This is a genomic window from Streptomyces sp. Root431, from assembly GCF_001426585.1.
Lineage (GTDB): Bacteria > Actinomycetota > Actinomycetes > Streptomycetales > Streptomycetaceae > Streptomyces > Streptomyces stackebrandtii.
The window spans coordinates 463,743-480,490 of the sequence record NZ_LMEI01000006.1 but is presented as its reverse complement, the minus strand read 5'-3'; the positions used below and the strand labels follow the sequence as shown (position 1 = coordinate 480,490).

General features: G+C 75.0%; 3 protein-coding genes. 1 reads left to right on the top strand and 2 read right to left on the bottom strand.

All coding sequences use genetic code 11. From position 1 onward, the window contains the following. Positions 1 to 13: 13 nt before the first annotated feature. Complete coding sequence (locus ASC82_RS06560) at positions 14 to 1,867, top strand: ABC transporter ATP-binding protein (protein WP_056643387.1); 1,854 nt, start codon at positions 14 to 16, stop codon at positions 1,865 to 1,867. Positions 1,868 to 1,959: 92 nt separating this feature from the next. On the opposite strand, the gene ASC82_RS06555 is transcribed toward ASC82_RS06560, so the two are convergent. Both ASC82_RS06555 and ASC82_RS06550 read right to left on the bottom strand, forming a co-directional pair. Continuing rightward, positions 1,960 to 2,169, bottom strand: coding sequence for an MbtH family protein (locus tag ASC82_RS06555; protein WP_056642863.1), 210 nt, complete (start codon positions 2,167 to 2,169; stop codon positions 1,960 to 1,962). Then, the gene (locus ASC82_RS06550) at positions 2,166 to 16,640 is read right to left on the bottom strand and encodes a non-ribosomal peptide synthetase (protein ID WP_056642860.1); all 14,475 of its coding nucleotides are present in this window, start codon (positions 16,638 to 16,640) and stop codon (positions 2,166 to 2,168) included. The genes ASC82_RS06555 and ASC82_RS06550 overlap by 4 nt, the downstream gene beginning before the upstream one ends. Positions 16,641 to 16,748: the final 108 nt, after the last annotated feature.

Genomic DNA, 16,748 nt, shown 5'->3' with positions numbered 1-16,748 from the left:
GACGGAACAGACCATGACCGCAAGCAGCCCCGACCGCGCGCTCCTGCCGACCGCCTCGGGCGCCGCGTGCAGGGCGGCGCTCCGCACGATGCTCCACGGCCACCGGCTCCTGGCCGTGGGCGCGATGACCGTCCTGGTCGCCGGAACCGCGATCGGCCTGCTCACCGCGCCCCTCCTCGGGCACATCGTCGACCTGGTCGTGGAGCAGCGCGGGCCCCAGGCCCTGACGCTGCCGCTCGTCCTGCTCATCGCCGTCGCCGTGGCCCGCGGCGCGGCGGCGGCCGTCGGCAGCACGCTCGTCGCCCGGCTCGGCGAGACCGTGCTCGCCGCGCTGCGCGAGCAGTTCATCGAGCGGGCGCTGCGGCTGCCGCTGGAGCGCGTCGAGGCGGCCGGCTCCGGCGACCTCGTCTCCCGGGTGACGAGCGACGTGTCCATGATCGCGAAGTCGGTGCGGCAGGCGCTGCCCGAGTTCAGCCGCTCCGCGCTCACGATCGTGCTCACCTTCGTCGGACTCGCCGTCCTCGACTGGCGGTTCCTGCTCGCCGCGCTCCTCGCCGCGCCGGTCCAGGTCTTCTCCGTCCGCTGGTACATGCGCCGCTCCTCCCCCGTGTACGGCGAGCACCGCATCGCCACCGGCGCCTTGCAGCACCAGCTGCTCGACAGCGTCGGCGGCGCGCGGACCGTCCGCGCCTTCCGCCTCGGCGGGACGCACTCCGGTCTCCTGGAGGAGCGGTCGGCGGCGGCGCGCGACCTCGGCCTGCGGGGCATCCACCTCGTCAGCGGCTTCTTCTCCCGGCTGAACCTCGCCGAGTTCATCGGCCTGGCCGCGATGCTCGCCACCGGATTCGTCCTGGTCGACGGCGGTTCGGTCAGCATCGGTACGGCCACGGCCGCCGCGCTGTACTTCCACAGCCTCTTCAACCCGATCAACGCGACGCTGTACCTCCTGGACGACGCGCAGTCCGCGGGCGCGAGCTTCGCCCGCCTGGTGGGGGTCTCGGCCCTCCCGGCCGAGCCCGCGCCGCAGGGCGCGGACGCTCCCGTGGACGGCTCGGTCACGGTGTCGGGGCTCAGCCACGCGTACGGCACGGGGGCTCCCGTGCTGCACGAGGTCGACCTCACCGTACGCAGCGGGGAGCGGGTGGCCCTGGTCGGCGCGAGCGGGGCGGGCAAGACGACCCTCGCCAAGGTCATCGCCGGGGTCCACGAGCCGACGTCGGGCTCGATCACCCTCGGCGGCGTCCCGGTCGCGAAGCTGGGCCCGGCCGGGGTCCGGCGCGCGGTGGCCCTCATCAGCCAGGAAGTGCACGTCTTCGCCGGTCCGCTCGCCGAGGACCTGCGTCTCGCCCGGCCCGACGCCGGTGACGAGGAACTGCGCGCGGCCCTGGACCGGGTGGGCGCCCTGGCGTGGGCGGAGGCGCTTCCCGAGGGGCTCGCCACGGTCGTCGGCGAGGGCGGCCACCGGCTGACGGTGACGCAGGCGCAGCACCTCGCGCTGGCCCGGCTCGTCCTCGCCGATCCGCCCGTCGCCATCCTCGACGAGGCGACGGCCGACGCGGGCAGCGCGGGCGCGCGCGTCCTGGAGGAGGCGGCGGCGCGGGCCCTTGAGGGCCGTACGGGGCTGATGGTGGCCCACCGTCTGCCGCAGGCCGCGACCGCCGACCGCGTCGTCGTCCTGGACGGGGGCCGGGTCGTGGAGAACGGCACCCACGAGGAGCTGATCGCCGCGGGCGGCCGGTACGCCGACCTCTGGGCGGCGTGGTCCGACAGCCGGCGGCAGCCCGGGGAGAAGGGGAGCGGGAGCGTGCCGAAGCCGGCCGCCACCTCCGACGCCGACTCCGACGTGCCGGTCTCACCGGCCCACTGAGAGGCGGCCGGTCTCACCGGCCCAATGAGGGGCGCAACGAACGAAGGAGGGGCGTCACGACGGATCGTCGTGACGCCCCTCCTTCGTTCGGCTCAGCCCTGCCGGGTGACGAGGCTCGCCGGCCGCAGGTCGGTCCAGTGGGACTCGACGTGGGCCAGGCAGGCCTCGCGGGTGTCCTCGCCGAAGACGGTCCGCCAGCCGGCGGGCACCGCGGCGAAGGAGGGCCACAGCGAGTGCTGGTTCTCCTCGTTCACGAGCACCAGAAAGCGGCCCTGCGGGTCCTCGAAGGGGTTGGTCGTCATGCGTTCTCACTCCTCATGGATGTGACGTGGAACAGTTCGGACAGCGGCTGCTCGGCGTCGGCCGTCACCGTGCGCAGCAGGGTCTGGAGTTCTTCGGCGAGCCGGCGGGCCTTCGCGGCGCCGATCCGCCCGGTCGCGTGGATCAGCCCGCAGTGCACGGGGCCGTCGCCGCGGGGCTCGTAGAAGGAGAGCGTCAGCTCCGCCCGGGTGGTGCCGGTCGGGACGGCCCCGAGCGCGCCCACCTGGCCTTCCAGCCGGTCGAGGTCGGCCTGCTCGTGGTGGATCACCATCACCTGCGGGCCTTCCGGCCGTAGACCGGCGGCGCGGACGACCGCGTCGAAGGGGACGTCCTGCCGGTCGAGGGCGCCGAGCGTCGTCTCCCGTACGCGGGCGAGCAGTTCGGCGAAGGTCGGGTCCCCGGCGGTGTCGGTGCGCAGCACGACCGTCTGGAAGAAGCAGCCGACCAGATCGGCCAGTTGATCGTCGGTGCGCCCGGCGACCATGGTGCCGATGGGCAGGTCGGTGCCCGCGCCGTGGGCGGTGAGCAGTGCGGCGAGCGCCGAGTGCAGGACCATGAACATGCTGGTGCCGGTGGCCCTCGCGAGCCGGTCGACGTCGGCGTGCAGCCGCTCGTCGAGGGCGAACTCGACGACCCCGGCCGCCCCGCGCCCGGCGGGGCCGTCGGTCCCGGGGTCCGGGACGTCGGCCGGCAGGGCCAGTTCGCGCGGCGCCTCCCTCAGCGTCCGCCGCCAGTAGGCCAGTTGGCGGCCGCCCCGGCTGTCCGGGTCGTCGAGGTCACCGAGGACCTCGCGCGCCCAGCGGGTGTAGTCGGCGTACGTCACCGGGAGCGGCTCCCAGTCGGGTGCCCGTCGCGCGGTGCGCGCGGCGTAGGCGGTGGTGAGGTCGCGCAGGAGCGGGACCACGGACCATTCGTCCACGGCCAGGTAGTGCATGGTCAGCAGGACGGCCTGGGCCCCGTCCGGGGCGGTGAGCAGCCGGACCCTCAGGGCGGGTTCCCGCTCCAGGTCCGGTGCCTGTCCGGCCAGTTCGGCGAGTCGGGCGTCCAGGTCGGCGCACCGCTCCGAGGTCGGGACGGGTGCCTCGGCGGGCCGACGCAGCACCGTCCCGTCGGGCTGCTCGGCGAAGGCCGTGCGCAGCGGCTCGTGCCGGGCCGTCACGTCGGCGAGCGCCGCGGTGAGGGCGTCGGCGTCGAGCCCGCCCGGCGAGCGGAGCACGAGCGTGTGGTCGAAGGCGGGGCTCCGGCGGTAGGCGTCCCACTGCCATTGCTGGACGGGCGCCACCGGCAGGTCGGCGCCGTCGGCCGAGGCGTCCTGGGCCGAACGGGCCGCGCGGGCCGGGCGCAGGGCGGGCCGGGCGGCGGTCGCGCCGTCCAGCTTGCCCGCGATGCCGGCGACGGTGAGGGCGTCGAAGACGTCCCGGATGCTGAGTTCGACGCCGAACTCGGCGCGGATCCTGCCGAGCAGCCGCATCGACGCCATGGAGTGGCCGCCGAGCGCGAAGAAGCTGTCGTGGACGCCCACTCCGTCCAGATTGAGGATCTCGCAGAAGAGCTCGGCGAGCCGGGTCTGGGTCGGGGTCGCCGGTCGGGCGTCGCCCGTCATCGCGGACCACTCCGGCGCGGGCAGCGCCTTGTGGTCGAGCTTGCCGTTGGGCGTGAGCGGCAGCGGGCCGTCGAGGGCGACGACGAGGGCGGGGACCATGTACTCGGGCAGCTGCCCGGCGACATGGGCGCGCAGCTCCTGCGGGTCGAGCTCCCCCGCCGCGCCTCCCCCGGTCTCGGGTACGGCGTAGCCGACGAGCCGGACGATGTCGCCGTCGCGGTCGGGCAGGACGGCGGCCTGGGCGACGGACGGGTGGCCGGCGAGCGCGGCCTCGATCTCGCCGAGCTCGATGCGGAAGCCGCGGATCTTCACCTGGGTGTCGACGCGGCCGAGGAAGTCGAGGTTGCCGTCGGCGCGCCAGCGGGCGCGGTCGCCCGTGCGGTACATGCGGCTGCCGGGCGCGCCGAACGGGTCGGCGACGAACCGCTCCGAGGTGAGCCCCGGCTGCCCGAGGTAGCCCCGGGCGAGGCCGCGCCCGGCGACGTACAGCTCGCCGACGACACCGGGCGGCACCGGCCGCAGGTGCTCGTCGAGGACGTAGCAGCGGGTGTTGGGGTCGGGGCGGCCGATCGGCACCCGGCCGGTGGCCCGGCCGCCGTGCTCGCGGGCGGGCCAGAGCGTCGAGTTGACCGTGGCCTCGGTGAGTCCGTACGCGCAGATCAGGTGCGCGGTGGCGCCGAACCGCTCGAAGAGGTCCGGCGGGACGGTCTCGGTGCCGACGAGGACGGTCGAGCCCTCGGGCAGGGCGCAGCCCGGGGGCAGCGCCGAGACGAGGGACGGCGGCAGGATCATGTGGGTGATCCGCTGGTCCGCGAGGAAGTCGGTGAGCGCGGGGCCGGCGACCCTGGCCTCGTCGGTGATGAGCACGAGCCGGCCGCCGTGGCAGAGCGCCATGGCGAGTTCGAAGGCGAAGACGTCGAAGCCGATGGAGGCGAACTGGAGGACGCGGCTGTCGTGTTCGAGGCCCATGCGGTCGACGGCGGTGGCGACGAGGCTGGCGATGCCTTCGTGCGGGACGACGACGCCCTTGGGGCGGCCGGTGGAGCCGGAGGTGTAGATCACGTACGCGGCCTGGTGCAGCCCGACGGGTCCGCCGGGCGGCGGCGTCGCGGGCAGCGCGTCCAGTGTGGCGGCGGTGTCGGGGTCGTCGAGGAGGACCACCGGGACGCCCGTGACGTCCGGGATCTTCCCCGCGACCGGTTCGGTGCCGACGACGACGGCCGCGCCCGAGTTCTCGATCATGTACGTGAGCCGGTCGCCCGGGTGGACGAGGTCGAGCGGCAGGAAGGCGGCGCCCAGCTTCAGGGCGGCGAGGACCGTCGCGATCATGTCCGCCGAGCGCGGCACGGCCACGCCGACGACGCTCTCGGCCCCGACTCCGCGGGCGGCGAGCAGCCGGGCGACGCGGTCGGCGCGGGCGTCGAGTTCGGCGTACGTCACCGACCGGGAGCGGTCGACGACGGCGACGGCGTCCGGGCGCTCGGCGACCCACCGGGCGAACAGCGCGGGCAGGGTCTCCTCGTCGACCGCGCGGGGCGTGCCGTTGAAGCCTTCGAGGACCAGCCGGCGTTCCTCGGCGGAGAGGATCCCGGCCTTCGACACCGGCTGGTCGGGGGCGGCGACGAGGGCCGTGACGAGCCTGCGGAGGCGGTCGGCGATGTGCTCGGCGGTCTCCCGGTCGAAGAGTTCGGTGGCGAACTCGAGGCGGCAGCCGAGGGAGTCGGCGCCGCCGTCCGCCGTGGTGTGCTCCGTGAAGCCGAACACGAGGTCGAACTTGGCGGTGCCGATCCCGAAGGGGACGTAGGAGGCCCGGAGGCCCGGCAGCCGCAGTTCGTCGTCGGTGCGGGCGTGGTAGCCGACCATCACCTGGAAGAGCGGGTTCCGGGAGAGGGAGCGGGTCGGGTTGAGCTTCTCCACGACCGACTCGAAGGGGACGTCGGCGTGGGAGAACGCGGCCAGGTCGGTCTCCCGGACCCGGCCGAGCAGCTCGGTGAAGCCGGGGTCGCCGGTGAGGTCGGTCCGCAGGACCAGGGTGTTGACGAAGAAGCCGACGAGCTCGTCCAGGGCCTCGTCGCCGCGCCCGGCGATGGGTGCGCCGAGAGGGATGTCGGTGCCCGCGCCGAGCCGGTGGAGCAGGACGGCGACGGCCGCGTGCGCCACCATGAACATGCTGGCGCCGGTCTCGCGGGCGAGCCGCCTGAGGCCCTCGTGGACCGTCGGGTCGAAGACGATGTCCAGCTCGGCGCCGGTGAACGCCGGGCGGGCGGGCCGCGGCCGGTCGGTGGGCAGCTCCAGCTCCTCGGGGGCGCCGGCGAGGGTCGTGCTCCAGTAGTCCAGCTGCCGGGCCGCGAGCCCTGCCGGGTCGGCCGGGTCGCCGAGGAGGCGCTGCTGCCAGAGGGCGTAGTCGGCGTACTGGACGGGCAGCGGCTCCCAGTCGGGGGCGGCGCCGCCGAGGCGGGCCGTGTAGGCGGTGGTGAGGTCCCGCAGGAAGGGGCGGTCGGACCACTCGTCGGTGGTGATGTGGTGGAGGAGCAGCGCGACGACGTGGTCGTCGGGCGCGACCTCCACGATGGTGGCGCGGACGGGCAGTTCGTGGGCGAGGTCGAAGGGCCGCAGGACGGCGGCGTCGACGATGCCGGGCACCTCGTCCTCGGTGGCGCGCAGGTGCTCCACGACGGGGCGGACGCCGGCGGGCAGGACCCGCTGGAACGCCTGTCCTTCGCGCTCGGCGAAGACCGTGCGCAGCGCCTCGTGGCGGGCGGTCACGTCGGTGAGGGCGGCGCACCAGGCGGCGCGGTCGAAGGCGCCGCGCAGCCGCATGACGAGCGGGAAGTTGTACGCGGCCGAGGTGCACTCGATCTGCTGGATGACCCACAGGCGCTGCTGGGCGTGGGAGAGCGGCAGTTCCTCGGGCCGTTCGGCCGGCGTGAGCGCGGTCAGGGCCGGGCGGGCGGCGCCGCGCGAGGCGGCCGCGCGCTCGACGAGCTCGGCGACGGTGGGCGCCTCGAAGAGGTCGCGGATCGCGAGCTCGGCGTCGAGCGCGGTGCGGGCGCGGCTGACGAGCCGGGTGGCGAGGAGCGAGTGCCCGCCCAGCTCGAAGAAGTCGCTGTCGATGCCGACGGCGCCCTCGTCGAGGCCGAGCACCTCCGCGAAGAGCGCGCACAGCGTCTCCTCCCGCGGGGTGCGCGGCGCACGGGTCTCGCCGGTGCCGGAGAGGTCGGGGGCGGGCAGGGCCTTGACGTCGAGCTTGCCGTTCACGGTCAGCGGCAGCGTCGCCACGGTGACGAGCGCGGACGGGACCATGTAGTCGGGCAGGCCGGCCTTCAGGTGCTCGCGCAGCCGCCGGACCAGGGTCTCGTCCGCTCCGGCGCCCTCCTCCCGTACGACGTAGCCGACGAGGCGCTTGGTCCCGGCGGACTCGTGGACGACCACGGCGGCGTGGGCGACCTCCGGGTGCGCGGACAGGGCCGTGGAGATCTCGCCGAGCTCGATGCGGTAGCCGCGGATCTTCACCTGGTCGTCGGTGCGGCCGAGGAAGTCGAGCAGGCCGTCGGGGCGCTGCCGTACGAGGTCGCCCGTGCGGTACATGCGCTCCCCGGGCTCGCCGAAGGGATCGGCGACGAACCGCTCCGCCGTCAGTCCCGCCCGGTCGTGGTAGCCGCGGGCGAGGCCCGTACCGGCGATGTACAGCTCGCCGGAGCAGCCCGGGGGTACGGGGCGCAGCATCGTGTCGAGGACGTGGGCGCGGGTGTTGCGGATGGGCAGGCCGACGGTGGGCGTCGCGCTCTCGGTGGTGGAGCCGCCGAGGGTGTTGATCGTGTACTCGGTCGGGCCGTACAGGTTGTAGCCGTAGGTGCCGTCGGTGTCGCGCAGGCGGGTCCAGACCGTGTCGGACACGGCCTCGCCGCCGAGCAGGACCAGCGCGGGCCGGTGCCGGCCCGTGGTCTCGTCGCGGTCGAGCAGGCCCTCCTCGATGAGGAGCTGGGCGTAGGTGGGCGTCACGTTGACGACGTCGACCCGGTGCTCGTCGCAGTAGGCGACCAGGGTCTCGGCGTCGCGGCGGAGCTCCTCGTCGCAGACGTGGACCTCATGGCCCTCGACGAGCCAGAGCAGCTCCTCCCAGGACATGTCGAAGGCGAAGGAGACGGTGTGCGCGATGCGCAGGCGCCGTCCGCCGGCCGAGGCGATGGCCGGGTCGAAGATCTCCTTCTGGTGGTTGAGCTGCATGTTCGTCAATCCCCGGTAGGGGGTGACGACGCCCTTGGGGCGGCCGGTGGAGCCGGAGGTGTAGATGACGTACGCGGGGTGTTCCAGGCGGTCCGGCACCCCGTGGGCGAAGGCGGGCCGCTCGGCGTCGGTGATCCCGTCGCCGGGCAGCGCGGCCAGCTCGGCCGCGACGGCCGGGTCGTCGAGGAGGACCTCGGGGGCGACGGGCCCGTCCTCGCCGCGCAGGGTCGGGGCGACGGCGGTGGTGGACAGCAGGCAGAGCGGTCCCGTGTCCTCGGCCATCAGGCGCAGCCGGTCGGCGGGGTGGTCGAGGTCCAGCGGCAGGTAGGCGGCGCCCGTCCGCAGGACGGCGAAGAGCGCGGCCACCATCTCGATGGAGCGGGGCAGCGCGAGCGCCACGACCGTCTCGGGTCCGGCGCCGCGGGCGAGGAGCAGCCGGGCGAGCCGGTTGATCTGCGCGTCCAGTTCGGCGTACGTGAGGGCCCGGTCGCCGAAGACGAGCGCCACGGCGTCGGGGGTACGGGCGACCTGGGCCGTCAGCATGTCGGCGACGGTCTCGTCGGGCACGTCCTCGCGGGTGGCCGCCCGGCCGGATTCCAGCGCGGCGCGCTCCTCCGGCAGCAGCAGGTCCACTCCGGCGGTACCCGTGGGCGTCGCGCCGTCGAGGGCTTCGCCCAGCCGGTCGAGGACCGTCGTGAAGCGGGCCAGGATCGTGGTGGCGGCCCCGGCGTCGAAGAGGTCGGGCCTGGCCGCCAGGGTCACCCGCAGTCGCGCGCCGGGCGTGACGATGAGGGTGAGGGGGAAGTGGGTGCCGTCGACGTTGGAGACGCCGGTGATGCCGTGCCGCGCCCGGAGTTCGGCCGCCCGGTCCTCGCCGTCGGCCGAGCGGAGCACGAAGAGGGTGTCGAAGAGGCGGCGGTGGCCGGTCTCCTGCTGGAGGGTGCCCAGGCCCACGTACTCGTACGGCATGACGGAGGCGCGCTCGGTCTGCATCCGCCGCAGCAGGTCGAGCAGCGGCTCGTCGGGGGCGAAGGCGACGCGGGCGGGGACGGTGTTCAGGAACATGCCGATGATGCCGGCCACGTTCGGCACGTCCGCCGGGCGTCCGGCGACCGCCGTGCCGAAGGCGACGTCGCCGCGGCCCGTCATCGCCGAGAGGACGAGGCCCCAGGCGGCGTTCAGGACGGTGTTCAGGGTGAGTCCGTGGCGCCGGGCGAGGGTCCGGAGCCGGTCGCTGCTCTCCTGGGTGAGGAGGGCGTCGAAGTCGGCCGGGATGACCGGGCCCGCGTCGCGGCCGGTCGGGGCGACGAGCGTCGGTTCGTCGAATCCGGCGAGCGTCCCGCGCCAGGCGGCCAGGGCGGCCGTGGTGTCCTGGGCGTCGAGCCAGGCCAGGTAGTCGCGGTACGAGCCGGGCTCGGGCAGACCGGTGGCGTCGCCGGCCCGCTCGTACAGCGTGAACAGCTCCTCCAGGAACAGCCAGGCGGACCAGCCGTCCCAGAGGATGAGGTGGTGGGTGACGACCAGCCGGTCGCGGCCCTCGCCGAGGCGGATGAGCAGCAGGCGGCAGAGGGGTGCGGCGGACAGGTCGAAGCGCCGGTGGCGGTCGGTGGCGAGGAGCTCCTCCACCCGGGTCCGCTGCTCCTCCTCGGGCAGGTGGCTCAGATCCTCCTCGACCAGCGGGATCTCGGCGCCGTCCGCGATGAACTGCACGGGCCGGGGCAGGCCGTCGCCGGTGAATCCGGCGCGCAGGCTGGTGTTGCGCGCGAGGAGGGTGCGGCAGGCGGCCCGCAGCCGGTCGGCGTCGACCCTGCGGTCGAAGTCCAGGGCCTCCTGGGACTGGTAGACGTCGAGGGCGTCTCCCGCGTCGTAGGTGGCGTGGAAGTACATGCCCTCCTGGAGCGGGGAGAGCGGCCAGATGTCGGCGACGGGGAGCCCGGCGGCGGCGTGGACGCGCTCGGTCTCCTCGGGGGTGAGGACGAGCCCGCCCAGCGGGGCCGGGACCGGGGCCGTGGCCGGGGGCTCCGGGGGCGCGGCGGCGGTCAGTTGGTCGAGCAGGGCCTTCAGGGCCGGGTCGACGGCCGCGCCGGACTGCTGTTGGAGGGCCAGGACGGCCTGGAGGGCGGCGGCGGCCTGCCCGGCGTCGGTGGCGGAGACGGTCACGCCGTCTGAGTGCACGGGTACCTCGGGTGTCTGGGGTGCGGTGGGGTCGGCCGGAGCCTCGGCCGGGGCCGTCTGCGCGGCCGTCTGCCTGGCCGTCTGTGCGGCCGTCACTGCGGCCGTCTGTGCGGCCGTCACTGCGGCCGTCTTTGCGGCCGTCACTGCGGCCGTCTCTGCGAGGGCCGCGGGGGTGCGGCACGCGAACACGTCGCGCGGGCTGAGCGTCAGGCCCTGCTCGCGGGCGCGGGTGGCGACGGTGATGGAGGTGAGGCTGTCGCCGCCGAGGACGAAGAAGTCGTCGTCGACGCCGATCCCCGGCACGCCGAGGACGTCGGCGAAGATCGCGCACAGGGCGCGCTCGCGCTCGTCGCGGGGCGCTCGTCCGTCCGCCCGGGGTGCGGCCTCGGGGGCCGGCAGGGCGTTCTGGTCGAGCTTGCCGCTGGGCGTCAGGGGCAGTTCGTCGAGGACGACGACGGCGCCGGGCACCATCGGGGCGGGCAGCGCGGCGGCGAGCGCCTCGTGGAGGGCCGCCGGTTCAGGGACGGCTCCGGGGGCCGGCACGGCGTAGCCGACGAGCGCGCCGTCGCGGACGATCACGGCGGCGCGGGCGACGCCGGGGAGGGCCGCGAGCGCGGTCTCGATCTCGCCCGGCTCGACGCGGTTGCCACGGATCTTGACCTGGCGGTCGGTGCGGCCGAGGTACTCGATCGCACCGTCGGCGCGTCGCCGCACCAGGTCGCCGGTGCGGTACATCCGGGTGCCGGGCTCCCCGAAGGGGTCGGCCACGAACCGCTCGGCCGTGAGGCCGGGCCGGTCGTGGTAGGCCCGCGCCAGCTGGACGCCCGCGAGGTACAGCTCGCCGGGCACCCCGTCGGGCACCGGGCGCAGGAACGGGTCCAGGACGTGGAGCCGGGTGTTCCACACGGGCCGGCCGATCGGCACGGCCGGTTCGTCGCCGCCCTCGTACGGGAAGTACGTGACGTCGACGGCGGCCTCGGTGGGGCCGTAGAGATTGTGGAGCGGTACGGGTCCCCGGCCCTCGCCGGAGGTCCGGGACGTGAGCTCACGCCAGCGGCGGGCGTCGGCGCCGGTGAGGGCCTCTCCGCTGCAGAACACCCGGCGCAGGCTCGCCGCCCAGCCGGAGACGTCCGTGGAGGTCTCCATGACCTGCGCGAACGCGGCCAGCATCGAGGGCACGAAGTGGGCCGTGGTGACGGCCCGTTCGTGGATCAGGGCCGCCAGATAGGCCGGGTCGCGGTGGCCGTCGGGGCGGGCGAGGACGACGGCCGCGCCCTCGGTCAGCGCCCAGAAGAACTCCCACACCGACACGTCGAAGCTGGACGGGGTCTTCTGGAGGACCCGGTCGTCGGCGGTCAGCCCGTACGCGTGCTGCATCCAGGCGAGCCGGTTCACGATCGCCCGGTGGGTGACGGCGACGCCCTTGGGGCGGCCGGTGGAGCCCGAGGTGTAGATCAGGTAGGCGGGGTGGTCGGGTCCGGCGGGCAGGACGGGAGCGTCGCGACCGGCCTCGTCCCGCTCCTCCCCGTCGACGGACAGGTCGACGAACAGGTCGACGAACAGAGGGTCGAGGTCCGGGACGGCGGGCAGCCGGCGGGCGGCCTCCTCGGTCGTCACGACGGTACGGGCGCCCGAGTCGGCGAGCATGAACGCGACCCGGTCGGCGGGGTAGTCGAGGTCGACCGGCAGGTAGGCGGAGCCCGACTTGAGGACGCCGATGAGCGCGACCATCAGCTCGGCCGAGCGCGGCACGGCGACGGCGACGTACCGCTCGGGCCCGGCACCGCGGGCCCGTAGCCGCCGGGCCAACACCTCGGCGCGCAGGTCGAGTTCCGCGTACGTGAGGGTGGTGTCCTCGAAGACGACGGCCGGGGCGTCCGGAGTCTCCGCCACGCGGGCGGCGAAGAGGGAGGCGAGGGTCTCCTCGGGAACCGGGTGCTCCGTGGCGTTGAGCTCCGCGAGGTGGTCCCGCTCGCGGCGGGAGAGCAGACCGGTCCGGCCGACGAGGCGGGCGGGTTCGGCGACGACCGTCCGCAGCAGGGCCGTGAACCGGCAGGCGAGGACGGCGACGGCGACCTGGTCGAGGCGTGCCGCGTCGTGCTTGAACCGCAGGAGCAGCCCGTCGTCGGCCGGCTCGACGACGAGGGCGAGCGGGTAGTGCACGGCGTCGAGGACCTCGGCGCCGGTGACGAGCGGCTTCTCCGCCTGCTGCCCGCCGGTCGGGTAGTTCTCCAACACCACGAGCGTGTCGAAGAGTTCGCCGCCGCCCGCGACCCGCTGGATCTCGGCGAGCCCGAGGTGCTGGTGGTCGAGCAGGGCCGCGTGCTCGTCCTGGACGCGTCGCAGGAGGTCGGTGAGCGACTCCTCGGGGCGCAGGGTCACCCGCGCGGGGACGGTGTTGATGAACAGGCCCACTGCGGAGTCGAGATCCGCGACCTCGGTGGTGCGCCCGGAGACGGTGGTGCCGAAGACGACGTCCCGGCTTCCGGTGAGCGCGCCGAGGAGGAGGCCCCAGGCGCCGTGGAGGACGGTGCTCAGGGTCAGGCCGTGGGTCCGGGCGTAGGCGGTCAGACTCTCGGCCAGGTCCTGGGGCAGCCGGGTGTCGACGTGCTCGGGCCGGGCCCGTGAGCCGTCGGCGGTGTCCCTGGTCTCCGTAGTCCCCCCGGCCTCCGCGGTGCCCCTGGCCGGCGTTTCGGGCAGTCGGGTCGGGCCGGTGAGCCCGTCGAGTGCCTGGCGCCAGGCCTCGCGCGCCGCGTCCCGGTCCCGGCCCGCCAGCCAGGCCAGGTACGGCTCCGGGGCGACCGGCTCCGGGAGCGTCAACCCCTCGTAGGCAGCGGTCAGTTCGCGCAGGAGGACGGAGACGGACCACCCGTCGGCGACGATGTGGTGCAGGGTGAGGAGGAGCCGGTGGCGCTGCCCGTCCCTGATGAGGGTGGCGCGCAGCAGTGGTGGCCGGTCGAGGGCGAACCGCTCGGCGCGGTCGGCGCGCAGGATGTCGTCGAGTGCGGTGCCGGCGGTGTCGGCCTCCCGCCAGGGCAGGGTCGCGTGCTCGGCGAGCCGCTGGACGATCTCCCCGTCGGGCAGCTGGCGGAACGAAGCCCGCAGCAACGGATGCCGGTCGAGGAGGAGTTGGAGGGCGCCGCGGAGCCGTTCGGGGGCGATGGGTCCTGCGAGGTCGAGGAGTTCCTGGACGACGTAGAGGTCCGCGGCCCGGTCGTCGAACTCCGCGTGGAAGAAGAAGCCTTCCTGGAGCGGGGAGACGGGCAGCGCGTCCGCGTCGAGCTCCACCCGGTGCGCCGGGGCGGAGGCGGTCTCGCCGGGGGTCCGGGCGACCCGGGCGAGCGCGGCGACGGTCCTGTTGCGGAACACCTCGCGCGGGGTGATCGTGAGTCCGGCCTCGCGGGCGCGGTTGACGAGCTGGATGGCGACGATGCTGTCACCGCCCAGTTCGAAGAAGCTGTCGTGGACGCCGACCGACGGCAGGCCGAGGACCTCGGCGAAGAGCGCGGCGAGCGCGGTCTCGGCCGGGGTGTCCGGGGTGTCGGCGCCGGTCAGGGCGGTCCACCGGGGCTCGGGCAGGGCCTTGCCGTCGAGCTTTCCGTTGGGGGTCAGCGGGAGGGGCCCGTCGAGGACGACGACGGCCGACGGGACCATGTGGTCGGGGAGCGCGTCGGTCACGTGGGCGCGGGCGGCCGCCACGGCGGCCTCGGCCTCCGCGCCGTCCGCCTCCGCGACGAGGTAGGCGACGAGGCGCTTCACGCTCCGGTGGTCCTCGCGGGCGAGGACGGCGGCCTGGGCGATGCCCGGGCAGGCCATGAGGGCGCTCTCGATCTCGCCGGGCTCGATCCGGTGGCCGCGGATCTTGATCTGGCCGTCCGCGCGGCCGAGGAACTCCAGGTTGCCGTCGGCGCCCCAGCGGACGCGGTCGCCCGTGCGGTACATCCGGGTGCCGGGCTCGCCGTACGGGTCGGCGACGAACCGCTCGGAGGTCAGGCCGTGGCGGCCCAGGTAGCCGCGGGCGAGGCCGCGCCCCGCGACGTACAGCTCGCCCTCCGCGCCGACGGGCACCGGTCGGAGCGCCGTGTCGAGCACGTAGGCGCGGGTGTTGGGGTCGGGGCGGCCGATGGGAGCGGGGCCGGGCCGGTCGGCCTCGGCGAGCCAGAGCGTCGAGTTGACGCTGGCTTCGGTGAGGCCGTAGGCGACGACGACCCGGAGCCTGCCGTCCCAGCGGGCGATCAGTTCGCTCGGGACCGCCTCGGTGCCGACGACGAGCACGGCGCCAGAAGGGAGTTCGCACTCCTGCGGCAGCGCGGAGACGAGCGAGGGCGGCAGGATCATGTGGGTGGCGCGGTGGCGGGCGATGTAGTCGGTGAGCGCGGGTCCGGCGACGCGGCGCTCGGCGGGGACCACGATGATCCGGCCGCCGACGCACAGCGACATGATCAGGTCCCACACCGTCACGTCGAAGCCGACGGAGGCGAACTGCACGACCCGGCTGTCGGCGGTGACGCCGATGCGGTCGGTCGCCGTGGCGATCAGGCTGCCGACGCCGTCGTGCGGGACGACGACGCCCTTGGGGCGGCCGGTCGAGCCGGAGGTGTAGATGACGTACGCGGCCTGGTCGAGGGCGACCGGGACGCCCGGGTCGGTGTCGGCCAGGGCGGCGAGGGCGCTCTCGGTCGCCGGGTCGTCGAGCAGGAGATGGGTGACGCCCGCGGGCGCCGGGAGCTCTCCGGCGAGGTCGCGGACGGTGAGGACGGTCCGGGCCCCGGCGTCGTCGAGCATGTAGGCGATGCGGTCCCGGGGGTGGTCCGCGTCCAGCGGCAGGTAGGCGGCGCCGGCCTTCATCACGGCGAGCAGGGCGACGACGAGCTCGGGCGAGCGGGGCAGGGCCACGCCCACGACGTCCTCGGTTCCGACGCCGCGGGCGGCGAGGAGCCGGGCCAGCCGGTTGGCGGCGGCGTTGAGTTCGGCGTACGTCAGCTCCCGGTCCTCGCAGACGAGGGCGACGGAGTCGGGCCTGCGGCGGACCTGTCGCTCGAAGGCGGCGGGCCAGGAGAGTTCCGGTACGTCGCGCGGGGCCAGGCCGAACTCGTCAAGGACCAGCGCCCGTTCGGGGGTGGAGGTGAGGTCGAGGTGGCCGACGGGGCGGTCGAGGTCCGCGGTGAAGGCGTGCAGGAGGGCGAGGAAGCGGCGTTCGTGGTCGGCGAGCGCGGTCTCGTCGCAGACGTCCGCGTCGGCGTCGAGGTGGAGGGTGAGGCCCCGGCCGTGCCGGGTCTCGGCGAAGGTGAAGGCGAGGTCGCTGACGGGCCCGAGCCATTCCGGGAGCAGCTCGGCCTCGTGTTCGGCTCCGTCGGCCGCGAAGCGCAGGCCCTGGGAGCGCGGCAGGATGTTGACGGTGGGGCCGACGAGTTCCGGTACGCCGTCGACGAGGCCGAGGTCCCTGGCCAGGTCCTCGGCGCGGTAGCGGCCGTGGGCGACCGCGTCGGCGACGGCGTCGCGCACGTGGGCGACGAGGGCGGCGCCGGTGGCGGCGGGCCCGGCGGTCAGGCGCAGCGGGACGATGTTGGACACCATGCCGGGGACGGCCGTGGAGACCTCGTCGTGGCGGGCGGCGACCGGCAGGCCGAGGACGAGGTCCTGCTCGCCGCTGACGCGGTGGAGGTAGGCGGCGACGGCCGCGAGGAGGACGCGGGACGGGCGGACGCCGGCGCCGCGGGCCGCGGCGTGGAGCCGGTCGACGTCCTGGGGGGCGAGTTCCGTCGTACGGCGCAGGCGGCGCGTCATCGGGGACGCGCCGCGCTCGACCAGGCGTACGGGCTCGGTCCGGCCGGCCATGCGGTCGGCCCACCAGGCGCGGTCCTGGTCGTGCCGGTCCGAGGTGCGGTAGGCGCGGTCGGCGGCGACCAGGCCGGCGAGGGTGCCGTCGCCGGGGGCCGGTGCCTGCTCGCCCCACGTGTAGAGCTCGCCGGCGCGCCGGGTGACGAGGGCGGCGCCCATGCCGTCGTTGACGATGTGGTGGTAGCGCTGGACCCACAGGACGTGGTCGTCGGCGAGGCGCAGCAGCGCGTGGCCGGAGAGCGGTCCGTGGGCGAGGTCGACGGGCCGGTCCCGGTCGGCGGCGGTCCACGCGGCGGCGGCCTCCCCGGGGTCGGCGGCGGCGCGCAGGTCCACGACGGTGACGTCGACGGGCTGAGTCCGGGGCGTCTGGCGCGGTCCGTCGCTCCCGGGAGCGATGTTCACCCGCAGGCATGCGGCCTCGTCGACGGCCCGGCGGACGGCCGCGGCGAGCCGGTCGAGGTCGACGTCGCCGCGGAGGTCGAGCGCGAACACGATGGTGTAGGCGGAGCTGTCCGGCTCCAGTTGCTGGGCCAGCCAGATGCCGGATTGCCCGCCCGTGAGGGGGATCCCGGAAGCGGACGTCCGGTCCGACTCGACGTCAAACATCGTACGAAGTGGCCTTTCCCTGGAGGTGCGTCGGTGTGGAGGGTTCCGGGTGCGGCTCGACGGCGTGGCGGGACCGCCACGCCGTCGATTCGGTCGACGCTCCCCGAC